Raw genomic sequence first — 22,643 nt, 5'->3', positions numbered from 1 at the left:
CTTTCGGGAGTCGAAGCAAATGAAATACCGCAAGCTGGGCAATACAGACCTGGATGTCAGCCTGATTGGCTTGGGCACCATGACATACGGGGAACAGAACAGCGAGGCCGATGCGCACGCTCAACTGGACCTTGCTTTGGAACTGGGTGTGAATCTGGTGGATACCGCCGAGATGTACCCTGTGCCCCCTATGGCGGCTACGCAAGGTTTGACCGAGCAATATATCGGCACCTGGCTGGCTAAAACCGGCCGCCGCAAGGACATTGTTCTGGCCAGCAAAATTGCTGGCCCCCAACGTGACCCCAAACGCCCTGGTCATATCCGCAATGGCGGTACCAGCCTGGATCGCAAGAATCTGGAACAAGCCCTGCATGACAGCCTGCGTCGACTGCAAACAGACTATCTGGACCTGTATCAACTGCACTGGCCGGATCGCAGCACGGTGACATTTGGGCAGCGCAGCTACCCGTGGAAAGAAGAAGACACTATCCCAATCGAGGAAACCTTGTCGGTACTGGATGACTTTGTGCGTCAAGGCAAGATACGTCACATAGGTGTCTCCAATGAAACGCCTTGGGGTGTTTCGCGATTTCTGGAGCTGTCGCGCTCCCGCTCTCTGCCTTTGATTGCCACGATCCAGAACCCCTACAACCTGCTGAACCGCGTGTTTGAAGAAGGGCTGTCCGAATTCTGCCGTTATGAAGGCCTGGGTCTGCTGGCCTATTCACCTTTGGCGATGGGTGTGTTGACGGGCAAATATGACAACGGAGCTCGTCCCGAGAAAGGACGGCTGACGCTGTACGACCGTTTCACGCGCTACGATGCTCCCCGCGCTCGTGAGGCCGCGGTGGCCTACAACGAACTGGCTCGCGAATACGGTTTGACGCCTACCCAATTGGCCTTGGCCTGGGTAAACCAGCAAGCCTTTACCAGCAGCAACCTGATCGGTGCGACTACGCTGGAACAACTGCGCGAGAACATCGCCAGTGCAGATGTTCAATTAAGTGATGAGTTAATCGCCAAGATCAACGCTATTCATCACCACACCCCGAACCCTGCGCCTTAATTGGCTTTCACCCCGCCTTGGGCACAGGCGTCCAAGGCGGGGCACCCCTCTTTTTTCTTTCCCTACCCTGCTCTTGTGCTTGCAGTGTGCTGTTTTTTTATTTATGCTCAAAAAAAGCATAACAATAGAGACGCGCTTCTTTCCGATCAGAAATTCATATTCCCCATTTTTTTATTCTATTTATGCTCAAAATGAGCATCAAGGATGAACATGATTCAGCATTTCCCCGTGGATGTCTGTCAGCCCGACGCCAAGGACACTTTGAGCCGTCAGATTACCTGGCATGAAGTTCCTTCCAAACTCAATCTGCAAAGCGATAAGGCCGCCTTGAAGCAAGCTCTGGCCAAGCAGTTGAAAGAGCAAGACGCTGTACTGGTGGCCCACTACTACACAGACCCGGATATTCAAGACCTGGCCTTGGAAACCGGGGGCTGCGTGGGCGACTCATTAGAAATGGCGCGCTTTGGGCAGGAACATGAGGCCAGCACGGTCTTGGTAGCCGGCGTGGGCTTTATGGCTGAATCCGCCAAAATTCTGAGCCCTGAAAAGCGCGTACTGGCCGTACATGACGAGGCGACGTGTTCTCTGGATCTAGGTTGCGCCCCCGAGGATTTCAAGCAATTCTGTGCTGCGCATCCGGATCGGGAGGTGGTGGTGTATGCCAATACCAGCGCGGCTGTCAAAGCCCAGGCGGATTGGGTGGTGACGTCCTCCATCGCCCTGGACATCGTGCGGCATTTACATGCCCAAGGGAAAAAAATTCTGTGGGCACCGGATCGTCATTTGGGCTCTTATATCCAAAAAAAAACCGGCGCAGACATGCTGCTTTGGCAAGGCTCCTGTCTGGTCCATGACGAATTCAAGGCCGATGGCTTGAAAGCCTTGATGAGCGAGCACCCCGATGCCCAGGTGCTGGTGCATCCTGAATCACCCGCTTCTGTTGTTGCGCTGGCGGATGTGGTTGGCTCGACAACGCAGCTACTGCGCGCTGCCATCAATCGTTCTGCCGACACCTTTATCGTCGCCACCGATCAAGGAATCTTGCATGCCATGCGCCAGCAAGCGCCGGGCAAAACCTTTTTGGCCGCCCCTACCGCGGGCGAAAGTGCTACCTGCAAAAGCTGCGCCTTTTGCCCCTGGATGGCCTTGAACAGTCTGGAAGCACTGCATCAACGATTAAGTCAACCAGGCCCTGGCATTCAAGTAGATCCTGACCTGCGTGAAGGCGCCCGACGTTCTTTGCAACGCATGATGGATTTTGCTGCCGCTCAGCAGAACAATTTGCGCGTTAGTGCTGACCTGGCCGAGCACAGTCAGCAGTTCCAGCATGTAGGAGCTGCTTGATGCAATCAGGCTCGACACAGACGGAGGTGTTAATCATCGGTGCGGGGCTGGCTGGCACCAGTCTGGCTCTATCCTTGCCCTCCACCATGAAAGTGACTCTGCTCAGCAGCGCCCCCGCTCCCTGTGGGGCCAGCCCGATGGCCTTGGGAGGTCTGGCCGCCGTACTCAGTGCCCAGGACAGTCTGGAACAACACATTGAAGACACGCTGGAAGCGGGTGCTCGGCACTCGGATAAAGAAGCGGTGCGCGGGATTTTGCAAGCCGCGCCAGAAGCGGTGCATTGGCTACTGAAAAAGCAGGTTCCTCTGGACAGAACGGAAGATGGCCAATTGCACCTGACTCGCGAGGGTGGGCACAGCCAGCGACGCATCGTACACGCGGCCGATGCCAGTGGTTATGCCATCATGCAGGCTCTCCTGCCCCAATTGACTCAAGCCTCTCATATCCAGCAGCGTACAGACTGCCTGGCATTAGACCTGCGCCACAATGAGCAAGGCGCGGTGGCTGGCGTGGATATCTACGACAAGCACACTCGTCGCTACGAAACTATGTTGGCGGATCATGTCGTGTTGGCAACTGGTGGGCTAGGTAGCCTGTACGCGCACAGCACCAATCCCGACAGCGCCTTGGGAGAAGGCATTGCCCTGGCCTGGCGCGCTGGTGCGGCGGTACGCGATCTGGAGTTTGTGCAGTTTCATCCGACCTGCTTGCATGCGGAGGGTCCCACCTTCTTGCTAACCGAAGCCTTGCGTGGTGAGGGTGGACATCTGCTGGACAAGCAAGGTCGCCGCTTCATGCCGGATTACGACGCCAGAGCGGAACTGGCTCCACGCGATATTGTGTCGCGTGCGATTGCCGCACAGATGCGGCAAGAAGGTAGCAGCCATGTCTGGCTGGATGTACGCCATCTTGGTGCGGACACTTTGCAGCAGCATTTCCCGAAAGCATTGGAAGAAGGTTTGCGTCGGGGTTTGGATTTACGTCAGGATTGGGTGCCGGTAGCGCCTGCCGCGCACTACAGCTGCGGGGGGGTTGAAACAGACCTGTCAGGCCGCACGACGGTAGCTGGTTTGTACGCCGTGGGTGAAGCGGCCTGCACAGGTTTGCATGGGGCAAATCGATTGGCCAGCAACTCCTTGCTGGAGTGTGTCGTCATGGGGCGGGCGGCTGCCGAGGCGATTGCTGGAAGCAAGAGAAACCAGCGTTCAGCTTTGATCCCTGAGACAGACATTGCAAATACAAGTTCGATGTCACGCTCATGTTCATACAAGAACTCCAATCCAAACTCCAGTTCCAGTTCCAGTTCCAGTTCCAGTTCCAGTTCCAGTTCCCAGGCTAGTGTCGGCCCGAATTGGGGTTTGAGTTTGAACGCTAGTTCGCGCTCGACCCCAAACCCAAGACATTCCCTTATGACTGCGGCGGCAGCCAATGCAATGGAAAACATAATCAACGACAAAGGACGTCACTATGGCAAAAACAATAGCTATAGCAACGGCAACCGTAAAAACCGCAGCCCATCCACAAACAATCCACCCTCCCTGCCCGCCTTGCGCAACTTGATGCAAGAGCATGTCGGCCTGTTGCGCAATCGCCAAGGACTGATGCAAGCCTTGCACACCCTGGACCGGTGGCGCAGGCAAATTAGCCTTCTCCCCCCCAGCCTCGACCAACGGACCCTCAGCCTGCAACTGGACACTGCCTGGCTGCTAACCCAGGCAGCCTTGGACCGACCACACAGTCTGGGTGCGCATTACCGCTTGGACTAAGTCCATAAAGAAACGAGCCCCGCTCCGGAATCAACGAAATATCGGGCGCAAATTAGACGAAAAGTAAGTAATAACTCGGCATCAAGGACGGGCAGTCTCAACAACTTCCCGAGCTTAGCCGACAATCGCATCTATCCATGGAAATCCCCCAAGCGCTGCATGCAGCTCCCGGTTTACCCTGATTGCAAACTTTTGTAAGCACAGCTACTGTAGTCGCGTCACTACAGGCGGTATGAAAGAGACCTGTTCAGTCAGGCGCCGACGGAGCAACCACCCCGGAATCTCTCAGGCAAAAGGATCGTACCAGCCCGACACTCTGGAGAGCGGCGTTTGACGCCCACCGAAGGAGCCCAGCCAGACACACAGGTTGGATAAACTCTCAGGTCACAGGACAGATGGGGTATTGCCACTACTCGGTGGTAATTCACCTGTCAGGAGCCTGTTATGTCGCATATTGCCGTCATTGGCGCCGGTATTTCCGGAATCACCACCGCCTACGCCCTTAGCCTGAAAGGCTATCAAGTTACCGTTATCGACCGCCTGCGCTACCCCGCGATGGAAACCTCCTTCGCCAACGGTGGACAGCTATCTGCGTGCAACGCCGAAGTCTGGAACAGCCGCAGCACCATTCTCAAGGGCTTGAAGTGGATGATGCGCAAAGACGCCCCACTGCTGTTCAACCCCAAACCAAGCTGGCATAAATACAGCTGGATGGCGCAATTTGTGGGCGCGATTTCCGGTTACGAGCGCAACACCGTGGACACCGTCAAGCTGGCCATCAGCGCCCGCGAGAATCTGTACCAGTGGGCCAAGGACGAAAACATTGATTTCGACCTGGAACAGCGCGGCATTCTGCACATCTACCACACCCCCGGCGGCTTTGAATCTGGCAAGAAAGTCAGCCAACTGCTGCACAAAGGCGGCTTGGAACGCCGCACGGTTACCAACGAAGAAATCCACCAGATCGAACCTGCTCTGCAAGGCACCTACTACGGCGGTTTCTTTACGCCTTCGGACGCCACAGGCGATATTCATAAATACACACGCGGTCTGGCCGATGCCTGCGCCAAGCGCGGCGTGAAGTTCCTGCAAGATACGGAAGTCCTGGGTATTGATTGCGGCCCACCACACCGCATCCAGTTGCGTACCGGTGAAGGCGCTGAAGCCCACACCCATACACTGTCTGTGGATTCCTTGGTAGTTTGCGCTGGCGTGGGTAGCCGTCACTTGGCCCATATGCTGGGCGACTACATCAACATCTACCCGGTCAAAGGCTATTCGATCTCCGTGTACCTGGATACGCCGGAAGCCCAACATGCCGCCCCTTGGGTCAGTTTGCTGGACGAAGAAGCCAAGATTGTGACCAGCCGTCTGGGCAAGGACCGCCTGCGTGTGGCCGGTACGGCGGAATACAACGGCGCCAACAAGGACATTCGCGCCGACCGTATCGCCCCGCTGACCAACTGGACCCGTCGCAACTTCCACGACGCGGCTACCGACCGTGTTGTACCGTGGGCTGGCTTGCGCCCCATGATGCCGGACATGATGCCGCGCGTAAAAGCAGGCAGCCGCCCTGGCGTGTACTACAACACCGGCCACGGTCACCTGGGCTGGACACTGTCAGCCGCCACCGCCCAAATCATTACCGAAGTGATTGCCCAGAACGAGCGTCAGTCCGCACCTGCTCAATTTGCCACCAGTCCGGCAGCAACTGCTGCACCCGCCGCTGCCCATAGCGCTCGTCCAGCAGATACACAAAGCCTTGATCCTGTTCATCGCGAATCACACGACCCGCGGCCTGTGTAATCTTGCGTAGTCCCGGATACAGATAGGTATAGTCATAGGCCCGCCGCTCCCCAAAGAGCCGGGCCATGACTTGTTTGACGGACTCATTGGCCGGATTGAACTGCGGCAAACCCAGGGTGGCAATAAAAGCACCGATCAAGCGTTTACCGGGTAAATCCACCCCTTCTGAAAACGCCCCACCCAGCACCGCTAAACCCACTCCCTTCCCATCCAGCGTAAAGCGGTCCAGAAACTGCGTTCTTTGCAGATCGCTCATGCCCGGTTGCTGATGCCAAAGCGGCATATCCGGCCAGCGCTCCTGCAAGGCCTGACTGACCTGCTGCAGATAATCAAAGCTGCTCAAAAACAAGAGATAGTTGCCCGGCTGCTCCTGATACGCCTGCCCGACAATATCGCAAACGCCGCTCAGGCTCTGGGCCCGGTCAGCATAGCGCGTGGACAGACCGGCATATTGACGTACCCGCAACTGCTCAGCCCGATAAGGAGATGCCACATTCAACTCTGCTGTGCTGGGCGGCAGACCCAAAACATCACGATAAAACTGCGAGGGGTTCATGGTGCCAGAGAACAGCACTACCCCGTGCGCGTCGCCATAGCGTTCGGCCAGAAACGGAGCAGGCACGATATTGCGCAAGTTCAGGAGCACGCCATCGCGCTGCGCCAAAATATCGAATAAGGAATGCGAGCCGAACTGTCCGGCCAGGTCCACAAAGTACAGCAGCTCGAAATAGAACTGCAGCAAGGGGCTGTCTTGCGGCATGGGATTCTCGGCCACATAAGCGCCTAAACGGGCCGCCAGATAGTCGCACTGCTCCAGCAAATCCTCCGGGATCTTTTCCAGCCCCCATTGGTCACCGCCTTCCTCAGGTATCAAGTTCTCCATCAAGCGAGTCAAAGGGGCGAAATGACGCTTCAAGGCCGAAGGCGAGGCTTTACGCGCCATGCGCAACTGCACTTGCGAGAAAGACGCGGAATACATGGAACGGGCACGTTCAACCAGATTGTGAGCCTCATCCACCAGAACCGCGCTGCGCCATTGCTGGGCCAGGGTCTGGCTATACAGCACCGCATGCGTGTCGAAAAAGTAGTTGTAGTCGCCCACAATAGCGTCTGCCCAACGCAGCATTTCCTGGCTCAAATAATAGGGGCAGACCTGATGCTCGCTAGCCACTTGTTGCAAGCGCTGGCTAGTCAGCATGGGTTGCTCCAGAGCTTGCTGACGGGCAGCCGGAAGACGGTCGTAAAAACCTTCGGCCAAAGGACAGGACTGACCATGACAGGCCTTATCCGGATGGGGGCACTGCTTGTCACGGGCCACCATTTCCAGCACCCGCCACGCACCCTCGCCTTCCGGGCTTAAGCGCTGCAAGGCGTCCAGCGCCATTTGCCGACCGGAGTTCTTGGCCGTCAGATAAAACAGCTTGTCCAAACCCGCCTCGGGCATGGCCTTCAGGCCTGGAAATACGACGGCCAAGGTTTTGCCAATACCGGTGGGCGCTTGGGCTAAGAGGCACTGTGCGTCACGTTGGGCCCGGAACGCGGCCACGGCTAGCTGTCGCTGACCGGCACGAAATTGTTCATAGGGAAACTGCAACGCTGTACAAGCTTGATCGCGCGCCAGCCTGTGTTTTTGCTCCTGCCGCCCCCACTCTACATAAGCGCGGCATTGCTCCTCGAAAAAGGCCCACAGCGCTGCGCGCTCCATATACTCGGAGATGCTGGTCTCTTTGTGCTTGTCCACGTGGTAATACACCACGCTAACCGTCATCCCCGGCAAATCACGCTCCTGGCACAAGATGGCGGCATAGACCTTGGCTTGTGCCTGATGCAGACGTCTATGGTGCTCGGGGATAGCATCAAAGGCCCCACGATAGGTTTTCAGCTCCTCCAGGCAGTTGCTGACAGGATCAAACCCATCGGCTCGACCACGCACCAGCAGTCCTTCCATCTCGTACGACAGGGGCACCTCGACTTCATAGTGCTCGGGGCGACGCAGCTTTAGCTGCTGGTGGCCAAGGATACCTTCCTGTGCTGTGGCCGCAGGCGTAAAGCGCAGGTCCAGATCCCCGCTACGTGCAGTAAATTCGCATAAGGCTCGTACACCTACCGTCCAGGCTTTCATGGTGATTCAGGCCGGGTCACATAGCAAACACGCGCAGGGATGGCATGTTGCTCGAAATAACTTAACCAACGCCGCTGGTTGTCTTGCAAGCGGTCTCCGGGGCCTTTTACCTCAATCAATTCATAGCTTTGCTGAGCCGGCATGAAGCGCACCAAATCCGGCAAACCGGAACGGTTGTCCCGCCAATCCTGCAAGATACGCTTGAACACCAGCTGCAAATGCTGGGTGGGGATGCAATGCAAGGCCTGTTCGATCAAGGATTCATCCAAGGCGGGCCAGATCAGCAAGGGGCACTGTATGCCGCGCTTTTGCTGCCAGCGTTGCCAGATCACGGTTTTATAGTCTGCACCGTCCAGCACACTTAAGGATTGATCAAACAAGTTTTGTCTGCGCGACACAAAGTCCGGGTTACCCCAATCGGCCGGACAGGCTTGATAAGGGTGGAAAAATGCACCGGGCAAGGGAGCGAAAATGGCATCCCAGCTCAACAATCCCAATAAGGCCGGAAACAAGGCGTTTTCTACGTAAAAAACCGGAGCCAAGGGACTATCCCAATGGGCCAACACCTGGGACTCGACCCGATTGCCGTCATCAAACAAAACCAGATCACTACGTTGCGTGCGGCTTGTAGGTTTAGTGGATGGCGGGCTGGGCGGAGCTTCTACCGCCAGTTTTCGACGCAGCCGGGGCAGCATACGCAGCAGCTTCTGGGTTTCACTCTCATTTTCGGGCTGCTCCCACGCCTGACAAAACAAGGGCCAAGCCCCTTGATGCTTGTCCTGACGCTCCAGCACCCGCAATTGACGGTAACGGGCGCCCGGCCAGTTGGTCTGCACATAGGCTTGCTCGGCCAACGGCCACCAATGTTGGCGCTCGGCTTGCTGGCCTAGCTGAAACAGGGTTTTCGCCTTGCGTCGTTGAAGCCAATCACTGTCGGTCTCAACAGCCTGAACAGCGGCAAAGCGTTGGGCCCACAGATCTGGATCGGCCTCGTCTTGCGCATCACGCAGCTCGGACAAGGCTTCATACAGGCGCACGTCCTCATTATGTCGAAACGCCCGACTAGACTGATCCAGAATCACAGTTTCGTATCTATACAAGCCAAGATCGCTGAGCACGAACTCGGACCAGTCCTGGTAATGATTACCAAAGAACAATAGTTGCAAACGCTGTGCCCAATGCATGACTTGTGGTGAGAGACGAAGCGTCGGAGCGTGCAGGCCGGGATCTGCACACCACTGCGTAAAAGGCCGGGCCTGTTCGCCCTGCGTCTGGCCAATCCATTCCAGATAGTCTGACTTGCGCCCGGTGGCTGGCAGCTCGCTGAACAAGCGGCGCAGCTCGGGAACGGTATGGACAGCAAACAACGTTTCCAGATCCAGTTCAGGATCGGTTTCTATCAGCTCGCAAGCCGCCAGCTCTTGCACGGCCTCTTCCAAATTTTCGATCTCGGCATAACGCAGCTTGTCGATACGGAACACCGGGCCTTTACGCATCAGCAAGCGTACCAGCAAGGCTTGCGCAGGCTGGGAAGCATGTCCAAAACGATGGCCACATTGGACGTGTTCAGGCTCCAGCAGGTCGGAACTGGCGTGCTGTACCCACTGCAAAACCTGGTGAAAATTGTGCAGATAATAAAAAGGAGGAAGCTCGGGCGGAATCATAAGCAGGCTGTGTATATATCCAGCTACTTTAGCACTCCTTCAAGCCGGGCGCGACTCCAACAAGCGCATCCAGTCCCGTAACAAGGTATTCAGGTTCTGGCGCTGCGTGGCATCCAGCCCTTCCAACAAATTTTCTTCATTGGCCAAATGATCCACCACGACCGCATCCACACAGGCCAGACCTGCAGGGCTCAAACGCACCAGAATACGGCGGGCGTCTTCCGGGTCAGCAATGCGTTCGATCAAGCCCTGCTTTTCCAGGCCCTGCAAGCGATGCGTCATGGTGCCGGAGCTAACCATCAAGGTGGAAAACAAGGCGGTAGGCGCCAAGGTATACGGCGGGCCGGAGCGGCGCAGACTGGCCAGCACATCAAATTCGCCCAGTTGCAGGCCGTGACACCTGAAGTTCTCGCTCATTTGTTTTTGGACCAGTTGAAAGCAGCGTGTCATGCGGCCCAACAAGGCCATGGCGTCCAGGTTCTGCAAGTCTGGCCGCTGCTCGCGCCATTGATTAATGATCAGGTCTACCGCGTCGTGTTCTTCGCTCATGATTTCTCGATTTCGATATTTATCTTGATATTAAGATAAATCATCCCTACACTGGCATTTATCTCGACATCAAGATACTTTCATCATGAACCGACTTTCCCTTTGGCTGGTGACGGCCTTGACCGCACTAGGCCCCGCCATCTGGGGTTCCACTTACATTGTGACCACAGAAATTCTGCCCCCCGACCGCCCTTTTATCGCGGCCTTTTTGCGCTGCTTTCCCGCTGGCGTGATGCTGCTCTTGTGGAGCCGACGCATGCCCGCCCCAGGCGACTGGGGCAAGACCCTGATTCTGGCAGCCTTGAACATCGGGGCATTTCAAGCCTTGCTATTCGTTGCGGCCTACCGCCTGCCGGGTGGATTGGCTGCCGTTGTGGGTGCGGCTCAACCCTTGGTGGTGATTGGCCTGGCCTGGGCTTTGGAAGGCAAACGTCCGGTCACCATGGCCCTGGTCGCCTGCGTGATCGGTATTATCGGCATGGGTATTTTGCTGCTATCGCCAGAGAGCCAATGGGATACCTGGGGCATGGTCGCGGCCATTGTCGGGGCCCTGTGCATGGCCTTGGGCACGTACCTGTCGCATCGGTGGCGCAGTGGCATGCCCATTCTGGCCTTCACGGCCTGGCAGTTGATGCTGGGTGGACTGATGCTGGCCCCTCTGGCCTTGTGGCTGGACCCACCGCTGGACAGTTCCTTGAGCGGCGTGCAAATCGGTGGCTATCTCTACCTGTGTCTGGTCGGTGCACTCCTGGCCTATACCCTGTGGTTCCGCGGGATTGCCGTTTTACCCTCTGTGGCCGTGTCTTCGCTGGGTCTGCTTAGCCCTTTGACCGCTGTAATTCTGGGGTGGCTGATTTTGGGTCAGGCCATGACAGGCTCCAGCCTGCTGGGCATTATTCTGGTGATGGGCAGTGTGCTGGCGGTGCAGTGGATCAGCAATCGTCCCGCCAAATAAGCATCTCGCGCCCATAAAAATAGCGCCCCTATTAACTATCTGGATGGGCGCGTAAGAGAGTTCACTATCTTGCTACTCCGCTAGAAGCAGCAAGATAGTGACTAATAGCGTTCTTGCAGAACTTGAGCCAAATCGCTTGCAAAGCGTTGAGCGTCTTTGGCATTCAGATTCGCAAAACTGACACGCAAGCCTTGAGCGGGATTGCTCACCCCAAAGACTTGGCCGGATCGAACCAGCCAGCCACGTGCGGCCAAGCCTGCCAGTACCGGCTCGGCTTCCCGATCCAGCGGAATCCACAGATTGAAGCCTTCCTCGCTATCCCAAAAAGGAATGCCCTGCTTTTTCAGGGCTTGCATCAGATCGGCGCGAGCCTGTACGTAAGCGGCTTGTGCAACACGAGTCTGCGCCTTGATGTCGGCATCGGTCAGCCCATGAACCACCATTTGCTGCAACAGATGGCTGACCCATTGAGCCCCCGAAGCCAGACGTTGCGACAAGCGCTCGCTGGTTTGCAGGTCTGACGCGACCAGAGCCACGCGCAAATCCGGGCCCAGGCCTTTGGACACCGAACGGATCAAGGCCCAGCGCAAATGGTCGGCAGGAATCACATTTCGATAAGGGCTGCTGGCCAGCATCCAGAAGTGGTCGTCAATCATCAGCAACAATTCGGGATACTGCTTCAGAATTTGCTCGATCTGCTTGGCACGGGCACGGCTTAGCGAACATCCCGTAGGGTTGTGCGCACGCGGGGTCAGAATCAAGGCGCGCAGACCATCTTCCAAAGCCGCCTCCAGCGAGGCCGGCACAATCCCTTCACTATCAACAGCAATACCCACTGGCTTGTAGCCCAGCGTATGCACGGAGTTGATGCTGTTCAGGTAGCCGGGATCTTCGATCCCGACCTTATCGCCCGCCAGCAAAAAGGCTTGCAGCAAGCGCTCGATCGCGTCGACTGCGCCGTAACTGACGTGGTAATCGGTATCGGGGGGGGTATCTTTATGGAACACCTGCTGACATACGGCGCGCAATTCGGGCACCAACGGATCGGCGCCGTACAAAGCCTGGGTTTGACCGCGCACCCCGGCTATCAATTGGGTAGGTGCAGGCAAATAGCCCGGCGCCGGATTGCCACTGGCCAGATCCTGCAAGGCCGAGCTGGCCCCATGCCCTTCCCGCGCCAGCTCCCGGATCGCTTCACGAATCCTTGTACCGCGACGGCCTTGTGCATCGGCCACCCCGGCCGAGACCAGGCGCTTGTATGCCAGGGCAACCGTATTGCGGTTCAAGCCCAGTGTTTGAGCCAGTTCGCGTACCGGCGGCAAAATCTGGCCCGGAGCGATTCGCCCCAGTGCCACTTGCTGTCGGATATCATCGAAAAGTTCCTTCGCATTGCTTCCCTGGATATTCATTTTGACCTATGACATAATAGTTTATGCGCGACCCGCAGGGTCGAGTTTATCTTTTTTTTCTTCCTTACTGGTGCGCCATGTCCGAATCCGCCCCTGATCTACTTCACACCGAGCATTATCCCACCTCCACCAGTGTAGAGGCATTTCGGGAACGCATTGCCCTGGTACAACAACGAATTGATGCCGCCTGTGTGCGCTACGGGCGTGCCGCTGGCGATGTACGTTTGCTCACCGTCAGCAAAACCTTCGGGATTGATCGCATCCGCCTGGCTTACCAGGCTGGTTGCCGATTGCTGGGCGAGAACAAGGTGCAAGAGGCCGAAGGCAAGTACGAAGCCCTGCGCGAAGAACTGCCAGATTTGGAATGGGCTGTTATTGGACACCTGCAAAGCAATAAAGCCAAGTCCGTTGCACGCTTTGCTTCTGAATTTCATGCACTGGACAAGCTCAAGACCGCAGAAGCCCTGGACCGCCGCTTGCAAATTGAAGGCCGCAGTCTGGACGTTTTCGTGCAGGTAAACACCTCCAACGAGGACAGCAAGTTCGGTTTACCCCCGGAAGAAGTCCATGCTTTTGTGCGCGAATTACCACAGTTTTCTGCTTTGAAAGTCAAAGGCCTGATGACCTTGGCCTTGATGGACGCTGACCCGGAACGGGTACGGCCTTGTTTTGCCCTGCTGCGCAATTTGCGCGATCAATTGCGCAATGACATTGCCCACGCGGAAAACATCCGTGAGCTGTCCATGGGTATGTCGGGTGACTATGAAGTCGCTATTTCCGAAGGCTCCACGATTGTGCGCGTTGGACAAGCCATTTTTGGTGCACGCGCCACGCCCAATAACTTTTACTGGCCCGTCTCCGATACGGCAACAACATCATGAATCCACTACGCCTGATCATCCGCCAAAACGGTAAAGAAATCGGACACTTTGAGTCCAGCCCGTGCTGCCCACCCGAGCAGCTGTTTACCGTGGCCCGCCACCTGATGACGCTGCCTGACAGCGAACTGGAACTGCAACAAGCCAAAGGCGAACACCGCATTCTGGATAGCGGCCCGCACGGCATACGTGTTCTAAGCGCACAGGTTTTGTACGAAACTGTTGATTTGCAAGCCTGGTTGCAACAGGGCAGCAAAGTTACTGCCTGAACCTGATTGGTGTTCGGTCACAAGCCTGACACCGTGGTTCGGCAAAGCGGCGTACCCAAGACGCCGCAACCATAAAAAAACATACCCGGCTAACAGCCGGGTATGTTTTTGTGTTTCAGACGACAGGAGCAAACAGCAACTTAGCGGTTCACCTGTTTGGCTGGCAAGGCGAAAGCCAGCAAGCAGCTCACCATCAAGCTACCGGCAAACAGCCACAGAGCAGCGCTGCCCGAACCTGTCAGATCGGTCACCCAACCAATCAGGGAGTTGCTGACCAGACCGGCGATATTAGCCAAGGAACATGCCAGAGCAAAACCGGTCGCTGCGGCAGTGCCTTTCAAGAACGTCGCTGGCAAGCTGAAGAACACAGGCACAGCACCCATAATCACAGCCGAAGCCACGGTGAAGGCCAGAACGGTCAACCAGGCGTGATGCGCCACAAAGGTACTGGCAACCAGCGCAATTGCACCGATGGTCAGCGGCACGATCAAGTGCCAACGGCGTTCACGGCAGCGGTCCGAGCTGGCACCAATCATCAGCATGCCCACCACACCGGCTATCGATGGAATCGCCGTCATCAGGCCAATCTGGAAAGGATCCTGCACACCCGCCGCACGGATAAAGGACGGCATCCAGAAACTGATGGAGTAGGTGCCCAATAGAATAGAGAAGTCGATCCCGCCCAGCATCCACACTTTCAGGTTGAAGAAACCATCTTTAAAGCTGTGCTTGACGCCCTTGCCTTCGGCATCGTCGGCAGCCAGGTCAGCGGCCAGACGAGATTTTTCGTCATTACTCAGCCATTTCGCAGACTGATAGTTGTTTGGCAAGGCCCAGAAAGTCAGGAAACCGAGCAGCACGCTAGGAATCGCCTCCAGAAGGAACAGCCACTGCCAACCACGCCAGCCATTCATGTGATCAAAGTGACCAATAATCCAGCCGGACAAAGGACCACCAATCACGCTGGACAAAGGCAGGCCAATCATGAACAGGGCAATGATCTTGCCGCGTCGGTATGTGGGAAACCACAGGGTCAAGTAGTACAAGACACCTGGCAGGAAGCCGGCCTCTGCCGCACCCAGCACGAAACGCAGGATGTAGAACTGCGTGGGTGTGGTGACAAACATGGTCAGGCCAGACAAGATGCCCCAGGTAATCATGATGCGGGCAATCCACAGCTTGGCACCCACACGTTCCAGGATCAGGTTGCTGGGCACTTCAAACAGGATGTAGCCCAGAAAGAACAGGCCTGCACCCAGACCGTAGGCCGTTTCACTCCACTGCAAATGATCGAGCATCTGCAGCTTGGCAAAACCCACGTTGATGCGGTCCAGATAAGCAGCCAAATAACAAAAGCACAGAAAGGGGATCAGACGCCAGACGATCTTCTTATAGAGATCTCCGTTTCCGTCCCGACCTGCAGGCACAGCCGTGGGACTTTGGATGGATGAATGCACCTTGTATATCTCCAGATAATTATTGGTATGCCTGGTGAACCAGAAAACTGCCTAAGAACAGCGCCTGACAGAACACAGCAGGGCCCTGAACGCGTCCGCATTCCCCCCATTGGGCTGCAGACCGTTTACAGATGAAGAATGATGTATCAACGGTGACTCCCGACTGGACATACCTGCTTTATCTATAAAGGCAGGCCAGACACAGCGGGACCCGATCAGATTGATGCGCTGAGCCCGGATCGCTCCCGGACTCAGCACCGTGCACTGCTTAGCTGGACTTCAGGTCCTGGCCGTACAGGTCGTAGCCGTAAACCCAGGCCGGATCCTCTTGCGTACGCAAGAAGGTATTGGCGTTGGAGACAGACTGAACACGAGTCGCACGCTCTTTGCGGTTGAGCTCGTACAGATCGAAAGCCGTACGGAAATCCGACAAGCCGGTCTCTTGCAAGCAGCGCGTCAACATGGCGGCATCCTCAATCGCCATGCAAGCCCCTTGAGCCATGTGAGGCTTCATGGGGTGACATGCATCGCCCAACATGACCAAACGACCACGGCTCCACAAAGGCAGCGGATTACGGTTACGCAATGGCCACTTGGTAATGCTTTCAGTCGATTTGATCAGATTCTGAACCGTGGAATGATAGCCTTCAAATGCGGCCAGCATCTCTTCTTGCGAGCTGTCTACGTACGCACCCTGGAAATCCCAGGCAGGATGTGGCACGCCAGTCACAAAATAGTATTCATCACGTTTGCCAGTGGTGTAGTACACCATCATGTGACGGTCGTCTGTCCACCATTTCACACAGTCCTCGAACTCGTCGGCAAAGCGAGCCAGGTTTTCGCCACGGATCAGGGCACGGTGTGCCACCCAGCCGCTGTAAATCGGGTCTTCTACACCCAGCAGGGTTTCACGGATCTTGGAGTGGATGCCATCGGCACCAATCACAATGTCAGCCGTTACGCTGGTGCCATCGGCAAATTCCAGCAAAACGTCGTCACCACGGTCCACCAGATTTTGCAACCGCTTGCCAAAGTGCACGGTGCCCGGCTTGATGCTGTCAATTTGCAAAGCGTGCATATCGCCACGGTGCACGGTGATGTACGACGCACCGTATTCTTTCTTGGCAAATTCACCCAAAGGGATACGGGACAGGTAGTCACCCGTTTCGCCATCACGACTGAACCAGAAATCCGGGTGCGAACCCATATCGTCCAGCGCTTTTTCCAGACCCATGCGGCGGAAAATCTTCATCACGTTGGGGCCCACGTGGATACCGGCACCCAAACGCGAGAATTCTGGCGCCTGCTCAAATACTTCTACCTCAAAGCCAGCTTGCTGCAACAGAGTCGCCGCAGCGGCTCCGCCAAGACCGGCCCCTACAATCGCAATCTTGACTGTTTTTTCCATCGTTAGCTCCAAATCACGGCACTCATCAAAAGTGCTCACCACATGTTTTTTAGTAGTGTACACACTAAGTTTAAGCATGAAAACAGGTGATTGAGCTAGGGTTTACACCTATCCAAAGGAGATTTAAACAGCCCATAAAGAAGCTTTAAACAAGCTATTAAAACAATAATATCAAGAAGTTAATTAAAAAATCAAAAACAAAAACGAGCCTTGAATATCCATACCTCAAATTTATTTAATTTTCCGATTTAACAGTGTGTAGACTCATTTATTGCGGTGCACACCCTGAAATAACAGATGCTTTAAACGCGAAATAACTGATCTGGATCAGACGTGAACCGGTCCTCAGGAAGGTATACTTGCTCAGTTGTTCTTTAACTGGCCTGCCCATTCCACAACAAGACAGAAAGACTATGCAGCCTACCTCCCCCGTTTCTGAGCCTCAAACCTTGTCCTACGATGTCACCGAACAAATCGGCCACCTGCTGCGCAAGGCGGGCCAGCGGCATACGGCCATCTTTCAGCATTACGTGGGCGACAGCCAACTAACTGCGATTCAGTTCGTGACGCTCTGCGCTCTGCGCGACCATGGACCCAGCTCGCAAACCGAGCTGGTCGAAGCGACCGCGGTCGACCAGGCCACTATACGGGGCATTATTCAGCGTCTGAAATCACGCAACCTGATTGAACTGGCACCGGACAAGGACGACAGACGCAAGGTCATTGTGGAGTTGACCCAGGAAGGGCTGGACCTGCTCGATCGTGTCATCCCTCGCGCCCATACCATCAGCGAACTAACCATGGGCAATCTGAACCCCGCAGAACGCGTGGCCATCGTCTATCTTCTGCGCAAAATGATAGACAGCACCCTGGATATGAGCGACAAAGAATAAGGCTGAACATCACTTGAAGAGACTATGTTTTATTCGGCCTTTAAGATATATTTAAAATACATCTTATAACTGATCTGCCATGACTCCTTTGACTGCCTCCCCTGCCTCTACCCGCCCAGAATGGCGCGCATTCCTGGAACTGGGATTTCGTCCCCTCTATCTTTTAGCCACGCTTTGGGGCGCTGCCAGCATTGCGCTCTGGCTCTATACGCCCGGATGGCTGGCCAATGCGGCCATCCCTTCCCTGTACTGGCACGCCCATGAAATGCTCTGGGCCTTTATCGGCACCATTGCCGTGGGATTTTTGCTGACTGCCAGCGCCACCTGGACGGGGCAACCCACCTTGCGTGGCCCCTCTTTAGGGGCTTTGTGTCTGATCTGGATTCTGGCGCGCTTCAGCCTGCTACTTCCCCATGGCATGATGGCGGCATTGCTGCTCGATGCCCTCTTTTTTGCCATTGCTGCAGCTGAACTGGGGCGCGTCATCCTGATCGCCCGCAACAAGCGCAATTACGGTATTCCGCTCGCCATGCTGGCTTTGGGTCTTAGCCATGCTCTGTTCATGTACAGCCTGATGCAAGGGCAAGACCCCATGCCCTACTTCTACAGCGGCTTCTGGACCATGGGCTTGATCACCTTGCTGATTGCCCGTCGCATCATCCCCTTCTTTGCCATGCGCGCCTTGCCGGGCCTGAGCCTGCCTGCTCAAACTCGTAGCGGCCATTGGCAAATGGGCTTGAGTGCCATCGCCATTGCCTTGTCGCTAAGCCCCTGGCGTTTGCCTTTAGCCCTGGTTCTGGCCGCTTTGGGCTTGATCGCCTGCTTTCAATGGGTACGCTGGAAACCCTGGGCCAGCCGCAACACGCCGCTGCTGTGGATTCTGTACCTGGGCTATGCCGGTCTGGCACTGGGTCTGTTAAGTGCTGCGGCGTATGAAGCAGGCTGGATTCTGCGCGCAGCCTGGCCGGTACATATTGTGGGTCTGGCAGGTTTCAGCGTGATGATTATTGGCATGCTGACCCGTACTGCCCTGGGTCATTTAGGCCGCCCCTTGCGTGCCACACCCAAAGTGGTGCTGGGTTACGGTTTCCTGATTGCCGCCTGCGTCTTGCGCTTGCTGGCCCTGATCCCAAGCAGTTGGAGCCTGCCCTTGCTGCATGCGGCTGGCCTATGCTGGATTCTGGCCATGCTCAATTACCTGCATCAGTTTGCCCCCATGTTGATTCGCCCCAGATTGAACTGATCGCAGCGTCGGCGCCACACTTTAAAAAGCAAAGTCCCTGGCACCGTTTATCTTTATTTTCTGCTTGACCGTGCCTGCTTATACTAAGCAGGCACGTTGTTTGCACCCTCTGCAAGCAACGCGGGACGGATCGTTCTGATCCTTGTTTTTTCCGCGCTCTCATCCTCATGTATCTCGCCTTTTCGGCTGGTCCTTCCCTGAAACACAGGCTGCTTGGCGGACTGTGTGCTTTGCTCTTGTCGTTTTCTGCCCAGGCCGCCGACGCTTGTCACGGCAGCCGAGATCTGGTCGTCGTGGGCCATATGGATGACGATCTGCTGTTCATGAACCCGGACCTGTCCAGCAATATCCAGGCAGGTGGCTGCATGCAGGTTCTGTATCTGACCGCCAGTGAACGCAAAGGCGGGCTGGAATATATGTATAGCCGCGAGCAAGGTGTGCGCGCCGCCTATGCCTATATGGCCGGGCTGGTCAATGAATGGCAGCAAACCCGCTTGATGGTCGGCAGTGCCTCGATCGCGCAATTTACCTTGCGAGCCAGGCCGGGCATTCAGCTTAGTCATTTGCGTCTGCAAGACCCTTGGCTGGGCCCCGGCTGGGGAAGCCTGACTCCCTTGAGCCGTGCAGAATCCGTACCCGGCCAAACCGTACAAACACTGGATAGTCCTCAACAAACATTGAACCGCGAGCAACTGGTTCAAACGCTGGCGGCCTTGATACGACTGTATCGGCCTACCAGCGTTCGCTATCTGGATGACACCAATCCCGTGCCTTACACCCAGCTGTGCTGGCGTTGTAGCGGACACGGGCACCCGGACCATATCGCCAGCGCCCGACTGGTTCGGGAAGCCATGCTGGCCGCCCCCGGCAATTACGCGCAAATTGGCTATGTGGACTACCCGATTCAAGAACAGGCCCGCAATCTGACCTTGAATGAAATTCACAGCAAAACCGAGATTTTCCGGCGCTACGCCTGGCATGATCAACACGCCTGCAAAGGCCCCGCTGTGTGCCAGGAACCCGCTGGTCCTGCCGCCGCCTGGGTACAACGTAGTTACTACACCAGCCGTGCCGACTATCCGGCCAGCCTGTTAAGTGACAAGGAAGGCAGGCTCAGCTTTTTCGTCTCGGGTGAACAAAACGACGCCATCAATCAATGGGATGTGCAAGAACAGCGCTGGACCACCCTGGGCGGACGCACAGCGGATGCCTTGAGCGCCTTCCAGTATGCAGACGGCAGCCCCGGCCTGTTTGCACGCGATGCAAGCGGGCAAGTCTGGTTCAGCCGTGCCCCCGATGAGGACGACTGGCTCGCCTGGCAAAAAATACCCGGCCCACGCGTACTGCACACACCGATGGTCAGCCGCCGTGACAGCCAGGCCTTGGCCATGGGCACCGATGGCCGCTTTTACTGGAGCGCCGCCCGTCAGCCTGATTACGGCTGGAGTGCCTGGAAAGCCCTCCCTGTACTGGAACAGCCCGCCTACCCCGCCACTCTAAGCCTGGATAAACAGGGACGCACCCATGTCTTTGCCAGCAATCTGCAAGGCCAGCTTTTTCAGACCTCTCAGCAAAATGATTCGAAATGGCAGGCCTGGCAAGCGGTTCCGGTCCCTCCCATCAGCGGCGGACTGGCTTCTATCCTGAATGCGCAAGGTCAGATTGAGCTGTATATGCGCGATCGCCAGAGCCAGCACTTGCAGCGCCTGAGCCAAGACAGCCAGCAGCGCTGGTCTCATCCGCAAGATCTGGGTTTGAACTACGTAGGCACGCCCGCTCTTAGCCTGGGCGAAAAAGAACAGGTTGTTGTGGCGATTCAAAAGAGTCCGGGTGGTGCCATTGTGCTACTTGATCAAGGGCAGGAACAGGAAGTGGACAAGCAATCCGCGTCCCAGCCCGTTCTGTACAAACAAAACGGCATCCTTTACCTGGCCAGTCGTCCGATTGGTCCCGAGCAGCGCTATCGATTATTGGAACGCCGTCACGGCAAATGGGTGCAAGTAGCATTGACCCAGGCTCCACCACCAGGAGGTGGACAATCCTTTAGCGAGGCCCCTGCCTTCATCAGCCAAGACTATGTGCAGCCTTGAGGAGCGAAGCATCCGCTTAAAACGTAACAAAGTACGCAGGCATGCACCGGGCTTTCAAGACAAAGCCGGGCCAGGAAACGAATCCAGTTATTGATCCAAGCCCCAACCATAAACCCGGAATCCAGGGCCATATCGTAGTATCTTGTTGCAACAGTGTGCGCTGGCTCTCTCAGCTCCAGTACAATCGCCCGCTAACGGCTGCCGGCTTATCGGTGCCTTACTCTTTTAGCTACTCTTCAGAGATCATGAAGCCAACTACCTTATTTGCAGCCCTGTTGGGCGTCGTCATCGGCGCCGGTGGCGCGATTTATTACGCCAAAAACGTACCCGTACCGGCCAGCGGCCCGGTCAGCAGCGCCCCCAGCAGCATAGGTGCTGCTCAAACCCTGGTATTGGGCCAATCCGTCTCCGGCGAATTGACCAGCAAGAGCTTCTTGAACCTGAGCGATGGCGTACGCAGCAGCCTGTTTGATGTGAAGGCTGAAGCCGGCCAGATCATCAAGATCAGCGTGAGCGGTCCCCTGCGCCCGCAAATCAGCGTGCTGCGCAACGGCGAACTGGTCACCCGTACCCAGCGCTGCGAAGACTGCCCCGATAGCGAAACCAAAGGCCAGGCCACCACACTGGGCTTCAAGGCGGATTTCAACGACACCTACCAAGTGGTTGTCAGCGGCTTCAACACCAGTTCCTACGGTCCGTTCCAGGTCGTCGTCGATACCCTGAAAGCCTACACCGGCGAGCCTTTGACTCAAGACCAGACCATTCATGACTGGGCACTGGGCGGCCAGAAGCGTTACCGCTTGAATATCGACAAGGACGGCTTGTACAGCCTGGCCATGAAGGCCGAGCAAAACAGCATGGACGCCTATCTGAAGCTGATGGATCGTCGCGGCATGGAATTGGCCTCGGACGATGACAGCGGTGGCGGCACCGATGCACGTCTGCAGGTTTATCTGAAAGCCGGCGAATACATCGTGCAGGCCAGCTCGGCCATGGGCGCACAAAACTTCCAGGGCGGCTTCTCGCTGGAGATCAAGCCCGAAGAAATGACCGGCGAGATCGAGCTGAAAAACGGCGACAGTCTGACTCTGGACGGCGATGGCAAAACCGGTCTGTTCACGGGTGAAACCCAAACCTACAGCTTCACCTTGTCCGAACCCAAACTGGTCACCGTGCAAATGGACGCCCAGGGCTTCCAGGCCACGATGGAAGTAGACTCCACCAGTGCCAACCAATACGGTGATGAAGCCGGCCAACAACGCGTCCGCGGCGTACTGGCTGCAGGCGAACACCAGGTGAAGATTTCTGGCTCCAACCAGGCCGGTCTGTTTGCCCTGTCCGCCTCGGCTGATGAGGTCCCTGCCAATGCCGGCGGCGGAACCATCCGTGTGGGTGAGCCTCGCCAGGCTCTGATGCTGCAAGGCATCACCAGCGACAGCTACCAGTTGACTGTACGTCAACCTGGCAGCTACGTCATTGACATGACCTCGCCTATCTTCGATACCTACCTGGTGCTGCGTAAAGACGGTCAAACCGTTGCTGAAGACGATGATAGCGGCGGCGACATGAACGCACGTCTGGAAGTCCAGCTGGAAGCGGGCGAATACGAAGTCAAAGCCATGTCCTTGGGTAGTTACGACCAGGATATGGAATATGAGCTGTCGGTAAAACGTCGTTAAGACCATTCAGACAAGCTGATATCAAGGCTGAAAGCTCCCGGGCTT

16 protein-coding genes, 1 pseudogene and 2 riboswitches are annotated in these 22,643 nt (G+C 56.2%); of the genes and pseudogenes, 11 read left to right on the top strand and 6 right to left on the bottom strand.

The genetic code is table 11. The annotated features are described in order from the left end of the window. The first annotated feature begins 19 nt into the window (after positions 1 to 19). The 4 genes from NBV64_RS08900 (at position 20) to NBV64_RS08885 (ending at position 5,982) form a co-directional block, all read left to right on the top strand. Positions 20 to 1,066, top strand: coding sequence for an NADP(H)-dependent aldo-keto reductase (locus tag NBV64_RS08900; RefSeq protein WP_250757120.1), 1,047 nt, complete (start codon positions 20 to 22; stop codon positions 1,064 to 1,066). A 204-nt stretch (positions 1,067 to 1,270) separates the two neighbouring features. Then, complete coding sequence (gene nadA, locus NBV64_RS08895) at positions 1,271 to 2,410, top strand: quinolinate synthase NadA (protein WP_250757119.1); 1,140 nt, start codon at positions 1,271 to 1,273, stop codon at positions 2,408 to 2,410. Then, a complete protein-coding gene (gene nadB, locus NBV64_RS08890; protein ID WP_250757118.1) occupies positions 2,410 to 4,176 on the top strand; it encodes an L-aspartate oxidase in 1,767 nt (588 codons plus the stop codon). The genes nadA and nadB overlap by 1 nt, the downstream gene beginning before the upstream one ends. 223 nt (positions 4,177 to 4,399) lie before the next feature. Then, a riboswitch (glycine riboswitch) is annotated at positions 4,400 to 4,487 on the top strand. Positions 4,488 to 4,491: 4 nt separating this feature from the next. Further along, a riboswitch (glycine riboswitch) is annotated at positions 4,492 to 4,572 on the top strand. A gap of 48 nt (positions 4,573 to 4,620) precedes the next feature. Then, a complete protein-coding gene (locus tag NBV64_RS08885; protein ID WP_031232121.1) occupies positions 4,621 to 5,982 on the top strand; it encodes a D-amino acid dehydrogenase in 1,362 nt (453 codons plus the stop codon). Here the strand turns inward: NBV64_RS08885 and NBV64_RS08880 are convergent. The 3 genes and pseudogenes from NBV64_RS08880 to NBV64_RS08870 all read right to left on the bottom strand — a co-directional run. Beyond that, positions 5,927 to 7,303, bottom strand: a pseudogene (locus tag NBV64_RS08880) (ATP-dependent DNA helicase); the annotation flags it as partial. The gene NBV64_RS08885 and the pseudogene NBV64_RS08880 overlap by 56 nt on opposite strands. Positions 7,304 to 8,100: 797 nt before the next feature. Then, entirely contained in the window at positions 8,101 to 9,768 is a 1,668-nt protein-coding gene (locus NBV64_RS08875) for a VRR-NUC domain-containing protein (protein ID WP_250757117.1), read from the bottom strand. 39 nt (positions 9,769 to 9,807) lie between these two features. After that, on the bottom strand, positions 9,808 to 10,317 hold the full coding sequence (locus NBV64_RS08870; protein ID WP_250757116.1) for a MarR family winged helix-turn-helix transcriptional regulator: 510 nt from the start codon (positions 10,315 to 10,317) through the stop codon (positions 9,808 to 9,810). An 85-nt stretch (positions 10,318 to 10,402) separates the two neighbouring features. Here NBV64_RS08870 and NBV64_RS08865 point away from each other — a divergent pair, with 85 nt between their 5' ends. Then, positions 10,403 to 11,272: a DMT family transporter gene (locus NBV64_RS08865; RefSeq protein ID WP_083053673.1), complete on the top strand. Its 870-nt coding sequence runs from the start codon at positions 10,403 to 10,405 to the stop codon at positions 11,270 to 11,272. Between the two features lie 101 nt (positions 11,273 to 11,373). Here the strand turns inward: NBV64_RS08865 and NBV64_RS08860 are convergent, their stop codons facing one another. Further along, positions 11,374 to 12,681, bottom strand: coding sequence for an aminotransferase class I/II-fold pyridoxal phosphate-dependent enzyme (locus tag NBV64_RS08860; protein WP_021446672.1), 1,308 nt, complete (start codon positions 12,679 to 12,681; stop codon positions 11,374 to 11,376). Positions 12,682 to 12,758: 77 nt separating this feature from the next. On the opposite strand from NBV64_RS08860, the gene NBV64_RS08855 reads away from it, so the two are divergent. Beyond that, the gene (locus tag NBV64_RS08855) at positions 12,759 to 13,562 is read left to right on the top strand and encodes a YggS family pyridoxal phosphate-dependent enzyme (protein WP_009454526.1); all 804 of its coding nucleotides are present in this window, start codon (positions 12,759 to 12,761) and stop codon (positions 13,560 to 13,562) included. Then, the gene (locus tag NBV64_RS08850) at positions 13,559 to 13,828 is read left to right on the top strand and encodes a hypothetical protein (protein WP_009454527.1); all 270 of its coding nucleotides are present in this window, start codon (positions 13,559 to 13,561) and stop codon (positions 13,826 to 13,828) included. Before NBV64_RS08855 ends, NBV64_RS08850 begins: the two co-directional genes overlap by 4 nt. A 140-nt stretch (positions 13,829 to 13,968) precedes the next feature. Here the strand turns inward: NBV64_RS08850 and NBV64_RS08845 are convergent, their stop codons facing one another. Beyond that, on the bottom strand, positions 13,969 to 15,285 hold the full coding sequence (locus tag NBV64_RS08845; protein ID WP_035274317.1) for an MFS transporter: 1,317 nt from the start codon (positions 15,283 to 15,285) through the stop codon (positions 13,969 to 13,971). Positions 15,286 to 15,553: 268 nt separating this feature from the next. Then, positions 15,554 to 16,693: an FAD-dependent monooxygenase gene (locus NBV64_RS08840; protein WP_009454531.1), complete on the bottom strand. Its 1,140-nt coding sequence runs from the start codon at positions 16,691 to 16,693 to the stop codon at positions 15,554 to 15,556. Positions 16,694 to 17,106: 413 nt separating this feature from the next. Here NBV64_RS08840 and NBV64_RS08835 point away from each other — a divergent pair, with 413 nt between their 5' ends. From NBV64_RS08835 to NBV64_RS08820, 4 genes are all read left to right on the top strand, one after another. Beyond that, positions 17,107 to 17,586, top strand: a complete 480-nt coding sequence (locus NBV64_RS08835) for a MarR family winged helix-turn-helix transcriptional regulator (RefSeq protein ID WP_009454533.1) — start codon at positions 17,107 to 17,109, stop codon at positions 17,584 to 17,586. Between the two features lie 79 nt (positions 17,587 to 17,665). After that, positions 17,666 to 18,829 (top strand): NnrS family protein, encoded by a 1,164-nt coding sequence (locus NBV64_RS08830; protein WP_009454535.1) that lies wholly within the window; start codon positions 17,666 to 17,668, stop codon positions 18,827 to 18,829. 167 nt (positions 18,830 to 18,996) lie between these two features. After that, positions 18,997 to 20,919 (top strand): DUF8189 domain-containing protein, encoded by a 1,923-nt coding sequence (locus tag NBV64_RS08825; RefSeq protein ID WP_250757115.1) that lies wholly within the window; start codon positions 18,997 to 18,999, stop codon positions 20,917 to 20,919. Positions 20,920 to 21,164: 245 nt separating this feature from the next. Then, a complete protein-coding gene (locus tag NBV64_RS08820) occupies positions 21,165 to 22,598 on the top strand; it encodes a hypothetical protein (RefSeq protein ID WP_239055540.1) in 1,434 nt (477 codons plus the stop codon). Positions 22,599 to 22,643 lie beyond the last annotated feature (45 nt).

Source organism: Alcaligenes sp. DN25 (assembly GCF_023674485.1).
Classification (GTDB): Bacteria; Pseudomonadota; Gammaproteobacteria; order Burkholderiales; family Burkholderiaceae_B; genus Alcaligenes; species Alcaligenes phenolicus.
Note: the sequence above shows the minus strand (reverse complement) of the source record. Positions and strands in the feature narration are given on the sequence as shown.

What these genes read in the sequence shown, in the direction of transcription:
- NBV64_RS08900 (WP_250757120.1), top strand. Translation starts at nt 20, where the DNA reads ATGAAATACCGCAAGCTGGGCAATACAGACCTGGATGTCAGCCTGATT.
- nadA (WP_250757119.1), top strand. Translation starts at nt 1,271, where the DNA reads ATGAACATGATTCAGCATTTCCCCGTGGATGTCTGTCAGCCCGACGCC.
- nadB (WP_250757118.1), top strand. Translation starts at nt 2,410, where the DNA reads ATGCAATCAGGCTCGACACAGACGGAGGTGTTAATCATCGGTGCGGGG.
- NBV64_RS08885 (WP_031232121.1), top strand. Translation starts at nt 4,621, where the DNA reads ATGTCGCATATTGCCGTCATTGGCGCCGGTATTTCCGGAATCACCACC.
- NBV64_RS08875 (WP_250757117.1), bottom strand. Translation starts at nt 9,768, where the DNA reads ATGATTCCGCCCGAGCTTCCTCCTTTTTATTATCTGCACAATTTTCAC.
- NBV64_RS08870 (WP_250757116.1), bottom strand. Translation starts at nt 10,317, where the DNA reads ATGAGCGAAGAACACGACGCGGTAGACCTGATCATTAATCAATGGCGC.
- NBV64_RS08865 (WP_083053673.1), top strand. Translation starts at nt 10,403, where the DNA reads ATGAACCGACTTTCCCTTTGGCTGGTGACGGCCTTGACCGCACTAGGC.
- NBV64_RS08860 (WP_021446672.1), bottom strand. Translation starts at nt 12,681, where the DNA reads ATGAATATCCAGGGAAGCAATGCGAAGGAACTTTTCGATGATATCCGA.
- NBV64_RS08855 (WP_009454526.1), top strand. Translation starts at nt 12,759, where the DNA reads ATGTCCGAATCCGCCCCTGATCTACTTCACACCGAGCATTATCCCACC.
- NBV64_RS08850 (WP_009454527.1), top strand. Translation starts at nt 13,559, where the DNA reads ATGAATCCACTACGCCTGATCATCCGCCAAAACGGTAAAGAAATCGGA.
- NBV64_RS08840 (WP_009454531.1), bottom strand. Translation starts at nt 16,693, where the DNA reads ATGGAAAAAACAGTCAAGATTGCGATTGTAGGGGCCGGTCTTGGCGGA.
- NBV64_RS08835 (WP_009454533.1), top strand. Translation starts at nt 17,107, where the DNA reads ATGCAGCCTACCTCCCCCGTTTCTGAGCCTCAAACCTTGTCCTACGAT.
- NBV64_RS08830 (WP_009454535.1), top strand. Translation starts at nt 17,666, where the DNA reads ATGACTCCTTTGACTGCCTCCCCTGCCTCTACCCGCCCAGAATGGCGC.
- NBV64_RS08825 (WP_250757115.1), top strand. Translation starts at nt 18,997, where the DNA reads ATGTATCTCGCCTTTTCGGCTGGTCCTTCCCTGAAACACAGGCTGCTT.
- NBV64_RS08820 (WP_239055540.1), top strand. Translation starts at nt 21,165, where the DNA reads ATGAAGCCAACTACCTTATTTGCAGCCCTGTTGGGCGTCGTCATCGGC.